Annotated in this window: 14 protein-coding genes and 1 other RNA gene; 4 read left to right on the plus strand and 11 right to left on the minus strand. The window is 71.6% G+C overall.

From position 1 onward, the window contains the following. Nucleotides 1-3: 3 nt before the first annotated feature. Nucleotides 4-2,376, plus strand: a complete 2,373-nt coding sequence (lon, locus tag VFV67_RS29965) for an endopeptidase La (protein WP_326474040.1) — start codon at nucleotides 4-6, stop codon at nucleotides 2,374-2,376. On the opposite strand, the gene VFV67_RS29970 is transcribed toward lon, so the two are convergent. The 3 genes from VFV67_RS29970 to VFV67_RS29980 form a co-directional block, all read right to left on the minus strand. Next, complete coding sequence (locus VFV67_RS29970; RefSeq protein ID WP_326474041.1) at nucleotides 2,377-3,021, minus strand: response regulator transcription factor; 645 nt, start codon at nucleotides 3,019-3,021, stop codon at nucleotides 2,377-2,379. After that, complete coding sequence (locus tag VFV67_RS29975) at nucleotides 3,009-4,085, minus strand: sensor histidine kinase (RefSeq protein ID WP_326474052.1); 1,077 nt, start codon at nucleotides 4,083-4,085, stop codon at nucleotides 3,009-3,011. Before VFV67_RS29975 ends, VFV67_RS29970 begins: the two co-directional genes overlap by 13 nt. 140 nt (nucleotides 4,086-4,225) lie before the next feature. Continuing rightward, nucleotides 4,226-4,918, minus strand: coding sequence for a sensor domain-containing protein (locus tag VFV67_RS29980; RefSeq protein WP_326474042.1), 693 nt, complete (start codon nucleotides 4,916-4,918; stop codon nucleotides 4,226-4,228). 164 nt (nucleotides 4,919-5,082) lie between these two features. Here VFV67_RS29980 and ssrA point away from each other — a divergent pair. The 3 genes from ssrA (at nucleotide 5,083) to VFV67_RS29995 (ending at nucleotide 7,301) form a co-directional block, all read left to right on the plus strand. Continuing rightward, nucleotides 5,083-5,456, plus strand: a transfer-messenger RNA (tmRNA) gene (ssrA, locus tag VFV67_RS29985). A 271-nt stretch (nucleotides 5,457-5,727) separates the two neighbouring features. Further along, on the plus strand, nucleotides 5,728-6,591 hold the full coding sequence (locus tag VFV67_RS29990; protein WP_326474043.1) for an exodeoxyribonuclease III: 864 nt from the start codon (nucleotides 5,728-5,730) through the stop codon (nucleotides 6,589-6,591). A gap of 14 nt (nucleotides 6,592-6,605) precedes the next feature. Further along, on the plus strand, nucleotides 6,606-7,301 hold the full coding sequence (locus VFV67_RS29995) for a FadR/GntR family transcriptional regulator (RefSeq protein WP_326474044.1): 696 nt from the start codon (nucleotides 6,606-6,608) through the stop codon (nucleotides 7,299-7,301). Here the strand turns inward: VFV67_RS29995 and VFV67_RS30000 are convergent. The 8 genes from VFV67_RS30000 to VFV67_RS30035 all read right to left on the minus strand — a co-directional run. Next, on the minus strand, nucleotides 7,289-8,092 hold the full coding sequence (locus VFV67_RS30000; RefSeq protein WP_326474053.1) for an amidohydrolase family protein: 804 nt from the start codon (nucleotides 8,090-8,092) through the stop codon (nucleotides 7,289-7,291). The genes VFV67_RS29995 and VFV67_RS30000 overlap by 13 nt on opposite strands. Further along, nucleotides 8,092-9,054, minus strand: coding sequence for an aldo/keto reductase (locus tag VFV67_RS30005; protein WP_326474045.1), 963 nt, complete (start codon nucleotides 9,052-9,054; stop codon nucleotides 8,092-8,094). The genes VFV67_RS30000 and VFV67_RS30005 overlap by 1 nt, the downstream gene beginning before the upstream one ends. Then, nucleotides 9,039-9,350: an L-rhamnose mutarotase gene (locus VFV67_RS30010; protein ID WP_326474046.1), complete on the minus strand. Its 312-nt coding sequence runs from the start codon at nucleotides 9,348-9,350 to the stop codon at nucleotides 9,039-9,041. The genes VFV67_RS30005 and VFV67_RS30010 overlap by 16 nt, the downstream gene beginning before the upstream one ends. 12 nt (nucleotides 9,351-9,362) lie before the next feature. Next, nucleotides 9,363-10,406, minus strand: a complete 1,044-nt coding sequence (locus VFV67_RS30015) for an ABC transporter permease (protein WP_326474047.1) — start codon at nucleotides 10,404-10,406, stop codon at nucleotides 9,363-9,365. Then, the gene (locus VFV67_RS30020; RefSeq protein WP_414636375.1) at nucleotides 10,403-11,899 is read right to left on the minus strand and encodes a sugar ABC transporter ATP-binding protein; all 1,497 of its coding nucleotides are present in this window, start codon (nucleotides 11,897-11,899) and stop codon (nucleotides 10,403-10,405) included. The genes VFV67_RS30015 and VFV67_RS30020 overlap by 4 nt, the downstream gene beginning before the upstream one ends. Then, nucleotides 11,896-12,924 (minus strand): sugar ABC transporter substrate-binding protein, encoded by a 1,029-nt coding sequence (locus tag VFV67_RS30025; protein WP_326474049.1) that lies wholly within the window; start codon nucleotides 12,922-12,924, stop codon nucleotides 11,896-11,898. The genes VFV67_RS30020 and VFV67_RS30025 overlap by 4 nt, the downstream gene beginning before the upstream one ends. Nucleotides 12,925-12,966: 42 nt before the next feature. Then, on the minus strand, nucleotides 12,967-13,719 hold the full coding sequence (locus VFV67_RS30030) for an SDR family oxidoreductase (protein WP_326474050.1): 753 nt from the start codon (nucleotides 13,717-13,719) through the stop codon (nucleotides 12,967-12,969). Further along, nucleotides 13,716-14,347: enolase C-terminal domain-like protein (locus VFV67_RS30035; protein WP_326474051.1), on the minus strand; the 632-nt coding region annotated here is incomplete at its 5' end. The genes VFV67_RS30030 and VFV67_RS30035, both read right to left, overlap by 4 nt.

Below are 14,347 nucleotides of genomic sequence, written 5' to 3' on the forward strand. Positions count from 1 at the left end.
ATCATGGCAGAGGCCCAGGCACTGCCCGTGTTGCCGTTGGACGACACCGTCCTGCTGCCGGGCATGGTGGTGCCGATCACGCTGGCCGGCACCGACACGGCTGCCGAGGTCCGGGCCGCGGTCGAGGCCGCGCAGGCCGCCGCGGAGCCGGGCGAGAAGCCGCGGGTGGTGCTGGTGCCCCGGCTGGACGGCAAGTACGCAAAGGTCGGCGCGCTCGGCGTGATCGAGCAGGTCGGCCGGCTGCCCGGCGGCGAGTTGGCCGCCGTGGTGCGCGGCTCGGCTCGGGTGCGGATCGGCGCCGGCACCACCGGACCCGGCGCGGCGCTGTGGGTCGCCGTCGAGGTGGTCGAGGAGCCGCCGGCCGGCGACCGGGGCCGTGAACTGGCCCGCGAGTACAAGAGCGTGGTCACCACGATCCTGCAGCAGCGTGGGCTGTGGCAGATCGTGGACACGGTGGCCCGGATGGACGACCCCGCCGCCCTTGCCGACATGGCCGGCTACGCCGCCTACCTGACCGACGAGCAGCGGATGTGGCTGCTGGAGACGGCCGACCTGACCGCCCGGCTGGAGAAGCTGCTGGAGTGGGCCCGCGAGCACCTGGCCGAGCTGGACGTCGCCGAGACAATCCGCAAGGACGTCAAGGAGGGCATGGAGCGCCAGCAGCGTGAGTTCCTGCTGCGTGAGCAGCTCAAGGCCATTCGCAAGGAGCTGGCCGAGCTGGACGGCAAGCCCGCCTCGGAGGAGGCCGACTACCGGGACCGGGTCGAGGCCGCCGAGCTGCCGGCGAAGGTCCGCGAGGCGGCGCTGGTCGAGGTGGACAAGCTGGAGCGCACCGCCGATCAGTCGCCCGAGGTGGGCTGGATCCGCACCTGGCTGGACACCGTGCTCGAGCTGCCCTGGAACACCCGGACCGAGGACGAATACGACGTCCGCGGCGCCCGGGAGATCCTCGACGCCGACCACGCCGGGCTCGACGACGTGAAGGACCGGATCATCGAGTACCTGGCCGTGCGCAAGCGGCGCGCCGAGCGCGGCCTCGGGGTGGTCGGCGGCCGGCGCAGCGGCGCGGTGCTGGCCCTTGCCGGCCCGCCCGGGGTCGGCAAGACCTCGCTCGGCGAGTCGGTGGCCAGGGCCATGGGCCGCAAGTTCGTCCGGGTCGCGCTCGGCGGCGTGCGGGACGAGGCGGAGATCCGCGGACACCGGCGCACCTACGTCGGCGCCCTGCCCGGCCGGATCGTGCGGGCCATCGCCGAGGCCGGCTCGATGAACCCGGTGGTGCTGCTCGACGAGATCGACAAGGTCGGCGCGGACTACCGGGGCGACCCGACCGCCGCGCTGCTCGAGGTGCTCGACCCGGCGCAGAACCACACCTTCCGGGACCACTACCTCGAGGTCGAGCTGGACCTGTCCGATGTGGTCTTCCTGGCCACCGCGAACGTGGTCGAGGCCATCCCGGCGCCGCTGCTCGACCGGATGGAGCTGGTCACCCTGGACGGCTACACCGAGGACGAGAAGGTCGTCATCGCCCGCGACCACCTGCTGCCCCGCCAGCTCGAGCGGGCCGGGCTCACCGCCGAGGAGGTCGCCGTCGACGACGGCGCGCTGCGGTTGATCGCCGGCGAGTACACCCGGGAGGCCGGGGTGCGCCAGCTCGAACGGTCCATCGCCCGGATCCTGCGCAAGGTGGCCGCCCGGCTGGCCGTCGACGAGCTGACGCTGCCGGTCGCGGTCGGCGGCGCGGACCTGCGGACCTACCTGGGTCAGCCGAAGCACACGCCGGAGTCGGCCGAGCGCACCGCGGTGCCCGGCGTGGCCACCGGCCTTGCCGTCACCGGAGCCGGCGGCGACGTGCTGTTCGTCGAGGCGTCGCTGGCCGACGCGGCGACCGGCTCCGCGGGCGTCACGCTGACCGGTCAGCTCGGCGAGGTGATGAAGGAGTCCGCCCAGATCGCGCTGTCCTACCTGCGCTCCCGGGGCGGGCCGCTGGAGCTGCCGGTCGGCGAGCTGGCCGAGCGCGGCGTGCACGTGCACGTCCCGGCCGGCGCGGTGCCCAAGGACGGGCCGAGCGCGGGCGTCACCATGACCACCGCGCTGGCCTCGCTGCTGTCCGGCCGCCCGGTGCGCGCCGACGTGGCGATGACCGGCGAGGTGTCGCTGACCGGCCGGGTGCTGCCGATCGGCGGGGTCAAGCAGAAGCTGCTGGCCGCCCACCGCGCCGGCATCACCACGGTGCTGCTGCCCAGCCGCAACGAGCCGGACCTGGACGAGGTCCCGGCGGCCGTCCGCGATGCCCTCACCGTGCACCTGGTCGGCGACGTCCGCGAGGTGCTCGACCTGGCCCTGGAACCGGCGAACGCCCAGGCCCGCGCGGCCTGATCAACCCCGCTCGAGGAACGTGAGCACCGCCCGCACCCGGCGGTGCTCCTCGGGATCCGGCTCAAGGCCGAGCTTGCTGAAGATGTTTCCGACGTGCTTCTCCACCGCGCCGTCCGAGACCGTGAGAGTCTTCGCGATGGCCACGTTGGACAGTCCCTGGGCCATCAGACCGAGCACCTCGCGTTCCCGAGGGGTGAGCACGTCGATGGGATTGCGCCGACCGCGGGCCATGAGCTGCGCGATCACCTCCTGATCGATGCACGTGCCGCCGCCGGCGACCCGGTGCACCGCGTCCACGAACTCGGCGACGTCGGCCACCCGCTCCTTGAGCAGGTAGCCGACGCCGCCGGCCCCCCCGGCCAACAACTCGACGGCGTAGCGCTCCTCCACGTACTGGGACAGCACCAGCACCGGCAGCCCCGGCAACTGCTCGCGGGCCGCGAGCGCCGCCCGCAGCCCCTCGTCGGTGAACGTCGGCGGCATCCGGACGTCCACGATCGCCAGGTCGGGACGGTGCTCGCTGACCGCGACCAGCAGCCCCTCCCCGTCCTCGACCGCCGCGACCACCTCGATGTCCTCGTCGGCAAGCAATCGCTGGATCCCGGCGCGCAACAGCACGGAATCCTCGGCGATCACCACGTGCATGGCAGGTCGGCCCTGATCACAGTCGGTCCCCCGATCGGACTCACCACGGTCATCACGCCGTCAATCGTGGCAGCCCGGTCGGCCAGGCCGGCCAACCCGCCCCCGGCGTGGAACACCGCTCCGCCGTCGCCGTCGTCGGTCACCTCGACCACGACCATGTCGCCGGACGGCCGCTCCTCCCGCCACACCTTCACCGTCACCTGGCTGGCATTGGCGTACTTGGCGACGTTGGTCAGCGACTCGCCCACGATGAAGTACGCCGTGCTCTCCACCGCCGCGGGCGGCCGCGGGTCCACCGTCACCTGCACGTTCACCGGAACCGGGCTCTTGGCCGCCAGCGAGGACAGCGCCGCGTCCAGGCCCCGGTCGCCCAGCACCGCCGGGTAGATGCCCCGAGCCAGGTCGCGCAGCTCGGAGACGGCCAGCTTGGCGTCCGCGAGCGCCTCGCCCACCAGCAACTTGGCGCCGTCCGGGTCGGCCTCGAACTTCTTCTGCGCCCGGCCGAGCCCCATGGCCACCGCTACCAGGCGCTGCTGCGCCCCGTCGTGCAGGTCACGCTCGATCCGCCGCCGCTCGGCCTCGGCCGCGTCCACGCCGCGCGCCCGGGACGCCTGCAGCCGCTGCGCCCGCTCGCTGAGCTGGGCGGCGGTGTTCGGCCCGAGCAACGCCATGGCCAGCTGGGCGTGCAGCGAGGCGATGAACGGCAGCACCCAGATCCCGATCGGAAGGATGATCGTGCCGGCGATGGCCAGCGCGAACTCCACCACGCTGATCGGGAAAGTGATCATCAAGTAGGCGAGGTTGCGCCAGGTCTGCGCGTCGGTCAGCTGCTGGCGCCACTTCTGCAGCACCGAACCGGTCCGCTCGCGCCGAGGCGTCGGGATCTGCACCCCGAGCGTTGCCTTGATCAAACCGCGGTGGGCCGCGGCGAGGCCGTAGATCAGCTGGGTGGCGATCATCATCATCGGCACGCCGACCCAGATGACCAGGGTGCCCAGGCCGACCGCCAGCATCGTGACCAGCATGACGAAGCCGATCAGGCTCAGCGGGTACCCCCCGAGCATGAACCCGATGGAGCCGGCCACGCGCCGAACCGGGCGCCACTCGCGGTGCGTGGTAACGGGTTCGGCCACGTCACCAGCATCCCCCACCCCGGGCGACGATGGCACCGCGGCCAGGTGCGGCTGCATGCGCACCGGCTCGGTCATCGCGTCACGCCCAAGCCGACACCGGGAACCCAGGCCACCGAGCTCATCGCGTTCATTCGGCGCACGCTCGGGCCGAGCAGGGCGCGGGCGTACCGGGCGTGCAGCGCGCCGAGCCCCTTGGTGATCAGCACGGTCACGGCCAGCAGCAGCGCGCCGACCGCCGCCCAGGGCAGCGCCTCGAAGCTCGAGTCGATCGACACCATCGGATGGTCGTCCCACACCGGGTAGGCGTCGTCCGGCAGGAACGGGTGCAGCAGCGGCAGGAGCAGCAGCCACAGGCTGGCCGACCACAGCGTCACCATCAGGGTGAACTCGGCGATCCCCACCGGCAGCATGAGCAGGAAGTACGTCATGTCCTTCCAGGTCGCCGGGTCCCGCATCCGGGTCTTCCACTGCCCGGCGAGCGTGTCCGGCAGCGGCCGGTACGGCGTGGCGACGTAGGTGCGCAGCATGGCGTGCACCCGCTGCCGCTCCAGCCGGGCCCCGCCCCGCCAGACCAGCATGGCCAGCGCCAGCACCGGCACGCCCACCCAGATGATCGCCGTGCTCAGGCCCACGGAGACCGCGGTGACCACGAACACGAACGACGCGATGCCCACCGGCAGGTTCAGCAGCAGGTACAGCAGCGAGCCCAGCACCGGCGGGTTGGGACGGGTGCCGTCGCTCTCGGTGACGTCTGCCGGAAACATCGTCGATCTCCTCACGGTTCGTGTTCGCCGTACCGTCAGCATGCCGCTGACGAGGGCGAACGACCATGGGGTGGGCCGGTATGCCGGAGGTAGGGCTAGCCCCACCTAACCGGAATGAGCCGGGCGCGCCCGGGCGTTATCCTTGGTGGACTGACCCACAACAAGGGGGTGAACGGTTTCGACTCTGGACGTTGAGCCAGGGGAAGCGTGCAGGTGCAGGCGAGAGACCACCTCAAGCGTCGCCGCAAACCAATAAGCGCCAAGACTACAAGTCAGCGCGACGTCGCCCTCGCTGCCTAAGCGAGCGTGATGTCTGTCGGCCCGGGTTCGCCTCCGACCCGGTTCGCCGGCATCAGCTAGGAGGCTTACCGCCGCGGATCGGCCGCGGATCCACGGCGGGACACCCACAGCGGCTGGGCCCGTCACACCGGCTTGTTCACGTGACCGGTGGGGCCGAGTAGAGACAAGGTGAACTGCGCACGGAGAAGCCCTGACAAGGCGGCAGAGGACCCGGGTTCGATTCCCGGCACCTCCACGCAGGCATGCCCTGTCCGCGGAAAGCGCGGACGGGGCGTGTCGCGTATTTTCTGGGGGCCAAGCCCCCAGACCCCCGGCCGGGGGCAGGCCCCCGGACCCCCCCGCGTGGTCGGTTGTGCACTTGGGTGTTCCTGGGCCGTTGTTCTCACCTTTGCTCTGGGCCGTCCTTAACTTGGCCCTCTTCCTTCCTCCCTCTCTCCCTCTCTCTTCTTCTGTCGCTCTGTCGCGCTGCCCGTGCGTCTTGTTGTTCGGGGCCCGAATAGGGTTGGGGGGTGCGGGTTGCTACGTGGAACGTGAACTCGGTGAAGCAGCGGGTGGGGCGGCTGTTGCCGTGGTTGGATCAGCGCCGGCCGGATGTGGTGTGTCTGCAGGAGACGAAGGTTTCCGACGACGCCTTTCGCGAGCTGTTGGGGGCGGAGTTGGGGGAGCGGGGGTACGAGGTCGCGCTGCACGGGGAGGTGCAGTGGAACGGGGTGGCGATCTTGTCGCGGGTGGGCCTTGAGGATGTGACGCTGGGGGTGGAGGGGGCGCCGGGGTTTCCCGAGCCGGAGGCGCGGGCGGTCGCGGCGACGTGTGGTGGGGTGCGGGTGCACTCGTTGTACGTGCCGAACGGGCGGGTGCCGGACTCCGATCACTACCGGTACAAGCTGGCGTGGTTGGGGGCGTTGCGTGAGGTGGTCGGGGCGGGGCCGCGGGACGTCCTGCTGTGCGGGGACATGAACATCGCGCCGACGGACGCGGACGTGTTCGACCCGGACGCCTACATCGGGCAGACGCACGTGACCGGGCCGGAGCGGGCGGCGCTGGCCGGATTACAGGAACTGGGCTTGCACGATGTGGTGCGGGAGCGGTGGCCGGGTGAGCGGGTGTTCACCTATTGGGATTACCGGGCGGGGATGTTCCACAAGGATCTGGGAATGCGGATCGACCTGGTGCTGGCGAGTGCGCCGGTGGCCGGGCGGGTGCGGGCGGCGTGGGTGGACCGGCACGCGCGCAAGGGGACCGGCCCGAGCGATCATGCGCCGGTGATCGTCGATCTTGACCAGGCCCCGGACGGGGACATCGGTCCGGTCGTCCCGCCGCCGTCGGCGCCGGCGGTCAAACGGGGGTCGGTGCGGCTACCGCAGTCGCGATAACGAGAGGACCTGCCGTGCCTGTCACCGACGAGGCCATCGAGAAGATCAAGGCCATGATCGTCACCGGTGAGCTGGGCCCGGGCGACCGGCTGCCCAAGGAGAACGACCTCGCCGAGCGGTTGGGCCTGTCCCGCAACTCGCTGCGCGAAGCGGTGAAGGCGTTGTCCCTCATTCGCGTGCTTGACGTGCGGCAAGGCGACGGCACCTATGTGACCAGCCTGGAGCCCAACCTGCTGCTGGACGCGATGAGCTTCGTGGTCGACTTCCACCGCGACGACACCGTGCTCGAGTTCCTCGAAGTGCGCCGCATCCTGGAGCCGGCCGCTACCGCGATGGCCGCGGCCCGCATGGCCGACGTGGAGGTCGCCGACCTGCGCCGGGTGCTCGAGGCACTCGACGACGCCCCGACCATCGAAGCGCTGGTGGCCAACGACCTGGAGTTTCACCGGCGGATCGCCCTCGGCTCGGGCAACACCGTGCTGTGCTCCCTGCTCGACGGGCTGTCCGGGCCGACCACCCGGGCCCGGATCTGGCGCGGCCTCACCCAGGAGGGCGCGGTCGACAAGACCCGCGAGCAGCACGCCGCGATCTGCGACGCCATCGAGGCCCGCCAACCCGAGGTGGCCCGGTCCTGGGCCACCGTGCACATCGCCGGGGTCGAGCACTGGCTGCGCAGCACCCTGGTCGACGCGGGCGCTCAGCTCAGGTAGACCCGGGTCGCCGTGCCGCCGAGCACGGCCGCCCGCTCCGCCGCCGAGGCCCCGGCGAGCAGCTCGGCGGTCAGCGCGCGCACCGCGCGGTAGCCGCCGGCCAACTCGCACACCGGCCAGTCCGAACCGAACATCACCCGGTCCGCGCCGAACCGGTCCAGCACGTGCTCGGCGTAGGGCCGGATGTCGGCCACGGCCCAGGACGACCAGGATGCCTCGGTGACCAGCCCGGACAGCTTGCACGTCACGTTCGGCAGCCGCGCCAGCTCGGTGACCCAGGACGCCCACGGCTCCCACTCGCCGCCGGCGATCCCCGGCTTGCCGGCGTGGTCGAGCACGAACGCCAACTCCGGCACCTGCCGGGCCACGGCCAGCGCGGCGTCGCGCTGTGCGGCCCGCACCAGCAGGTCGTAGACCAGCCCGGCCCCGGCCAGCCGGCGCAGACCGCGGCCGACATCGGGACGCAGCAACCAGTCCGGATCCGGCTCGTCCTCGACCTGGTGCCGGACACCGACCAGCGGGCCATCCGGCACCCGGAGATCCGCGGCGGACAGGTCCACCCAGCCGATCACCCCGACCACCAGCCCGCCGCTTTCCCTTGCGGTGGCCAGGAACTCCGCGGTTTCGGCCACCGAGGACACGGTCTGCACCAGCACCGTCGCGGTCACCTCCGGCCCGGCCGCCGCGCGCAGGTCGTCCAGCGTGTACCGCCGCTGGATCGCGGCCAGCCCGGTCAGCCACGGGTACACCCGCCGCGCCGGGTCCCAGAGGTGGTGGTGCGCGTCGACGATCATGGCACCGGCGCGTCCGCGCGGAGCAGTCCCGCGGCCACCAGGTCCGGCCACAGGCCGGGCGGAACCGGCCGCCGGAACAGCTCGGCGTTGGCCCGCATCTGCTCGGCCGTGCGGATCCCGACCACGACCTGTGCCACCGCCGGATGCGCGGCGGCGAACGCCATCGCCGCCTGCGGAACGGAAACCCCATGCGCCGCGCACACCTCGCCGATCCGCAGCGCCCGCTCGCGCAGCTCCGGTGGCGCGGTCGTGTAGTCGTAGGTGGCGCCGGGGCCCGGCCGGTCGACCGCGAGCAGCCCGCTGTTGAACACCCCGGCGGCCAGCACGGACACGCCACGGCGCACGCACATTGGCAGCATGCTGTCCAGCGCGGTCTGCTCCAGCAGCGTGTACCGGCCGGCCAGCATCACCGTGTCCAGGTCGGTCTCGGCGACGAACCGTTGGAGCATCTGCCACTGGTTCATCCCGGCCCCGATCGCGCCGACCACACCCTGATCGCGCAGCTCATGCAGCGCCGGGTAGGCCTCGCCGATCGCCTGCTCCCAGTGGTCGTCCGGGTCGTGCAGCAGCACGATGTCCACCCGGTCGACGCCCAGTCTGTCCACACTGGACTCCAGGCTGCGGCGCACCCCGGCCGCGCTGAAGTCCCACACCCGCCGGTGGTCCGCAGGCACGTCGAAGCTCTCGTCGCGCCGCCCGGCCGACTCCGGGCTCGGCACCAGCACCCGGCCGACCTTGGTGCACAGCACGTACTCCGACCGCGGCCGCCCGGCCAGCGCCGCACCGAGCCGCCGTTCGGACAACCCGAGGCCGTAGTGCGGGGCGGTGTCGAAGAACCGGACACCCAGCGACCAGGCCGCGTTCACGGCGGCCAGCGCGGTCTCCTCGTCCACCCACTGGTGCAGCCCACCGATCACCGCGCCGCCGAATCCCAGCCCAGGTGTCACGGCAGCTCCCATACTTTACCGATCCCGAGGTCGTCGCCGGAGTAATCGTCCTGGATCTCCAACAGTTCGGCCATCCTGGCCTGCCACGGCACGTTCGCCGGATGATCGGCCAGCGCGCGCCGCATGGCCCGGTAGTCCTCCACCTCGACCAGATGGAACAGGTCGCGGCCGTCCCGCCAGATCTCCCAGCTGTGCACGCCGGCCGCGCGCAGTGCCGCGTCCAGCTCGGCCGGGATCACCGCGTGCACCCGGTCGTAGTCCGCCTCACGCCCGGGTTTGATCCGGGTGTGCAGAGCGATCCGTTGCACCGCAACGCCTCCCTAGTCCTGCGCCTTTCCGGTGGTCAGCCGGGCCAGTACCAGCGCCACCAGGATCACCAGGCCGTACACCGCCTGGATCTGCTCGCCGGGCACCTGGGCCAGGGTGAGCACCGCCTGGATCAGGCCGAGCAGCAGCACCCCGCACAGCGCGCCGAACAGCGAGCCCTTGCCGCCCTCCAGGCTGATCCCGCCGATCACCGCCGCCGCGAACACCTGGAAGATCATGCCTTCACCCTGGCTGGCGGCCACCGAGCCGAGCTGTGCGGACAGCATCAGACCGGCAAGCGCCGCGAGCAACCCGGCCGCCACGAACGTCATCCAGATCACCCGGTCCACCCGGATGCCGGCCGCCCGCGCCGCCGCCGGGTTGCCGCCGACCGCATACAGCGAGCGGCCCACCCGGGTGTAGCCGAGCACCAGAATCCCGGCCGTGAACAGGATCGCGACGATCCAGATGGCCACCGGCACACCGGCGAACCTGAGGTTGGCCAGGTTGTCCAGCAACGGGATCTGCTTGGCCAGGTTGGACATCGTGGCACCGCCGACGATGGTGAGCTGCAGGCCGCGCAACGTGATCAGCATGGCCAGCGTGACGATGAACGCGGACAGCTTGAACCGCACGATCAGCAGGCCGTTGAACACGCCGACCAGCGCCCCGAACACCAGCGCCACCGGCAACACGGTCCACGCCGGCCACGGCGCCCCGAGCGCGGAGGTCTTGCCCACCACCATGAACACCGCGATCGCGGGCGCGATGCCGACCACCGACTCCAGGGACAGGTCGAACTTGCCGACGATCAGCACCAGCGCCTCGGCCAGCACCACCAGCGCCAGCGGCGCCAGGTTCTTCAGCACCGAGTCGACGAAGTACGACTTGGTCAGGAACACGTCCGGATTGGTGACGTAGCCGTACACCAGCAGCGCCACGATCGGCGGGATCAGCGCCAGGTCGCGCAGCCGGGCCAGCCGCGGCCGGCCGCGCCCGGGTCCGGCCGCCGGCAGCGCCGGGGCCTCGGGTCCGGTGGTCGTGGAAGTCTCCGTCATCGCCCGATTCCTTCGATCTCGGCCACCAGGTCGGCCTCGTCCCAACCACGCGGATGCTCGGCGATCACCCGGCCACCGGCCATCACCACGACCCGGTCGCACACGCACAGGTCGGCGAGCTCGTCGGAGACGAGCAGCGCGCCGCGCTGTGCGCGGGTCTCCCGGTCCACCGCGCCGAGCAACGACTCCTTGGACCGCACGTCCACGCCCGCGGTCGGCGCGACCAGGACCAGCACCCGCGGGTCGCTGGCCAGCGCCCTGGCCATCACCACCTTCTGCGAGTTTCCGCCGGACAGCTCGGAAACCGGCTGGTGCGGCCCGGCGGTGTGCACCTCCAGGTCCGCGATCAGCCTGCGGGCCACGGCATCCCGCCGCCCGGGCAGCACGGTGCCGGCTGGGCCGAGGTTCCCGGCGATCGTCATCGTCGCGTTCTCCGCCACCGACAGCCCGGGCACGAACCCGTCCACGTTGCGATCCCCTGGCAGGTAACCGATCCCGGCGCGCAGCGCGGCCGGCACGTTGGCCGCCGGCACCCGGCGACCGGCCAGCCGCACCTCGCCGGTCCGCGGACGCAGCCCGGCCAGCGCCTCGGCGAGCTGCCGCTTTCCGCTGGCCGCCGACCCGGCCACGCCGACGATCTCGCCGCGCCGCACGGTCAGGTCGACGTGCTCGACGAAGCCGGGCACCCCGACGCCGGTCAGCTCCAGCACCGGATCGGCGTCCGAGCCCACCGCCGGCCGGTCCGCGCCGACCCGGACCAGCCCGCGCGCCTCGCCGACCATGGCCGCCACCAGCTCCTCCTCGCGCAGCTCGCCGACCGGCGCGGTCAGCACGTGCCGGGCGTCGCGGAACACCGTGACCCGCTGGCAGATCTGGTAGATCTCCGGAAGGTGGTGGGAGATGAACACGAACGTAACGCCCTGCTCGCGCAGGTCGCGCAGCCGGTCGAACAGCCGGGCGATCGCGGCGCCCTCGAGCTGCGCGGTGGGCTCGTCCAGGATCACGAACCGGGCGCCGAGCGAGAGCGCGCCGGCGATCTCCACCAGCTGCCGCTGCTCCACGGTGAGCTGCCCGGCCGGCAGCTCCGGATTCACCGGGATCGCCCAGGACTCCAGCAGTTCGGTGGCCTGCCGGCGCAGCGCCGGCCGGGACAGCAGACCGAACCTTCCGCGCGGCTGCCGGTTCAGGAACAGGTTCTCCGCCACCGAGAGGTCGGCCACCACGGACGGCTTCTGGTACACACAGGCCACCAGCGACCGCCAGGCCGCGCGGTCGGCCAGCGGGGGAGCGGGCCGACCGGCGAACCGCACCTCGCCGGCGTCCGGTCGCAGCAGGCCGGTCAGCACCGCGACCAGAGTTGACTTTCCGGCTCCGTTCCGACCGACCAGGGCGTGCGTCTCACCAGCGCTGACCGACAGGTTCCCGTCGGCCAGCGCCACGGTGGGACCGAACCGCTTCGCGACACCGATCGCCTCGACGACCGGTGCCGTCACGAGCTCTTGTTGCCCCATAGCGACTGGTCGTCCACGTTGTCCTTGGTGACAAGGGGAGCGGCCAGCTGGTCCTCGAACCCGTTGGGCAGCTTGATGATCGTGCTGCCGTGGTCGGACGGGCCCTCCTTCGGGGTCACCCCGGCCAGCGCCTGCTTCGCCCAGTACAGGCCGAACTCCGCGTACTTGTCGGCCGGCTGGGAGACGGTGGCGTCGATCTCGCCCTTGCGGATGGCGTCGAACTCCTGCGGGATGCCGTCGTTGGACACCACGAAGATGTGCTTGGGATCGGTCGGCGGAACCAGCAGCCCGCGCTGCTTGAGCACCTGCAGGGTCGGGTCGAGGAACACGCCGCCGGCCTGCATGTAGATGCCCTTGATGTCCGGATCGGTGGACAGCCGGGTCTCCAGCGCCGCCTGCGCCTTGGCGCCCTCCCAGTCGGTCGGCTCCTCGAACACCGTGATGCCGGGGAACTTGCTGGTCATGCACTCCTTGAAGGACTCGGACCGGTCCCGGCCGTTGATCGAGGACAGCGCGCCCTGGAACTCGATCACCTTACCGGTGCCGTTCAGCTTCTGACCGAGGAACTCGCACGCCTTCTGACCGTAGGCCCGGTTGTCCGCCCGGACCACCATGAAGATCTTCCCGGTGTCCGGCCGGGTGTCCACACTGACCACCGGGATTCCCTTGCCGGACAGCTCATCCAGCTTCGGACCGATGGCGCCGGTGTCCTGCGGGGCGATCACAAGGGCCTTGGCGCCCTGCGCGACCAGGCTGTCCACGTTGCCGATCAGCTTCTGGATGTCGTTCTGCGAGTTGGTCGGCCCGTTGAGCTGCACGCCCACCTCGCCGGCCTTGGCCGGAACGTAGTCGGCGTAGGCGTTCCAGAAGTCGGAGTCGGCACGCGGCAGATCCACGCCGATCGAACCGCCGCCCTGGGCGGGCGTGCCGCCCGAGCCGGGATCGTCCTTGCTGCACGCGCCGATCGTGAGCGCTAACGCCATGGCCAGCACTGCAACCCGGGTCATCTTCATTGATCGCCCTCGATTCGATGGGGACTGGGAAGGATTTCAGGTCTTGGGCCGCGGGCGCAGGCCCTGCATGCCGCCGTCCACCGCGAGCGCGGTGCCGGTGGTCGCCCCGGCGAGCGGGCTCGCCAGGTACGCGATGGCCGCCGCCACCTCGGCCGCGGACACCAGGCGCCCCATGGGCTGCCGGGCCCGCAGTGCGGCCAGTTCGCCGTCCGGATCGTCGGTCGCGTCCAGCAGCCTGCGCACCCACGGGGTGTCCGCGGTGCCTGGGTTGACGCAGTTGACCCTGATGCCCTCGGCCACGTGGTCGGTGGCCATGGCCATGGTCAGGGACAGCACGGCGCCCTTGGTGGCGCTGTACAGCGCGCGGTTGGGCAACCCCGCGGTGGCCGCGATCGAGCAGGTGTTCACCACCGCCGCGGCGCGGGAGGCGCGCAGGTGCGGCAGGGCGGCCCGGGTGGTCCGGACGATGCCGAGCACGTTCACCTCGAACACCCGCCGCCATTCCTCATCCGGGTTGTCCTCGACCGTGCCCTGCGCGCCGATTCCGGCGTTGTTGACCAGGATGTCGATCCCGCCGAGCCGCTCGGCGGCGGTATCCACCGCCGCACGCACCGACTCGTCGTCGCGCACGTCGGCGGTCAGGCCCAGTAACGGGTCGGTCGCGGCGGCCGGGTCGAGATCCAGGCAGGCCACCCGGGCCCCACGCTGCGCCAACAGTGTTGCGGTGGCCAGCCCGATGCCCGAGCCGCCGCCGGTCACCACGGCCGCCAAGCCGTCGAACTCGGTCATGTTGTATCCTCCTCCGTCCACACGGGACCATCGGGATACGCGTAGCTGGCCAGGGTCTGCGGCCGCATCGACGCGCTGAAGCCCGGTGCGGTCGGCACGACATAGTGGCCGCGCCGGATGATCACCGGGTCCAGAAAGTGCTCGTGCAGATGGTCCACGTACTCGATGACCCGATTGTCCATGGACCCGGACACCGCCACGAAATCGAACATGGACAGGTGCTGCACCAGCTCGCACAGGCCTACCCCGCCGGCGTGCGGGCACACCGGAACGCCGAACTTGGCGGCCAGCAACAGGATCGCGACGTTCTCGTTGACGCCGGCCACGCGCGTCGCGTCCATCTGGAGGACCTGCAGCCCCTCCGCCTGCAGGAACTGCTTGAACATCACGCGGTTGGCCATGTGCTCGCCGGTGGCGACCGGGATGGGCGCCACCCCGCGGGCGATCGCCGCGTGGCCGAGCACGTCGTCGGGATTCGTGGGCTCCTCGATCCAGGCGACGTCGTAGGGCGTCAGCGCGCGCATCCACTCGATCGCGTCCGGCACGTCCCAGCGCTGGTTGGCGTCGACCGCGATGCCGACGTCACGACCCACCACGCCGCGGGCGATCTCGAGCCGCCGCACGTCGT

The sequence above is a fragment of the Actinophytocola sp. genome (genome assembly GCF_035762905.1).
In the GTDB taxonomy this organism is placed as follows: domain Bacteria; phylum Actinomycetota; class Actinomycetes; order Mycobacteriales; family Pseudonocardiaceae; genus DASYTH01.

What these genes read in the sequence shown, in the direction of transcription:
- VFV67_RS30005 (WP_326474045.1), bottom strand. Translation starts at nt 9,054, where the DNA reads ATGGGAGCTGCCGTGACACCTGGGCTGGGATTCGGCGGCGCGGTGATC.
- VFV67_RS29975 (WP_326474052.1), bottom strand. Translation starts at nt 4,085, where the DNA reads ATGCTCGGGGGGTACCCGCTGAGCCTGATCGGCTTCGTCATGCTGGTC.
- VFV67_RS30015 (WP_326474047.1), bottom strand. Translation starts at nt 10,406, where the DNA reads ATGACGGAGACTTCCACGACCACCGGACCCGAGGCCCCGGCGCTGCCG.
- lon (WP_326474040.1), top strand. Translation starts at nt 4, where the DNA reads ATGGCAGAGGCCCAGGCACTGCCCGTGTTGCCGTTGGACGACACCGTC.
- VFV67_RS29970 (WP_326474041.1), bottom strand. Translation starts at nt 3,021, where the DNA reads ATGCACGTGGTGATCGCCGAGGATTCCGTGCTGTTGCGCGCCGGGATC.
- VFV67_RS30030 (WP_326474050.1), bottom strand. Translation starts at nt 13,719, where the DNA reads ATGACCGAGTTCGACGGCTTGGCGGCCGTGGTGACCGGCGGCGGCTCG.
- VFV67_RS30025 (WP_326474049.1), bottom strand. Translation starts at nt 12,924, where the DNA reads ATGACCCGGGTTGCAGTGCTGGCCATGGCGTTAGCGCTCACGATCGGC.
- VFV67_RS29980 (WP_326474042.1), bottom strand. Translation starts at nt 4,918, where the DNA reads ATGTTTCCGGCAGACGTCACCGAGAGCGACGGCACCCGTCCCAACCCG.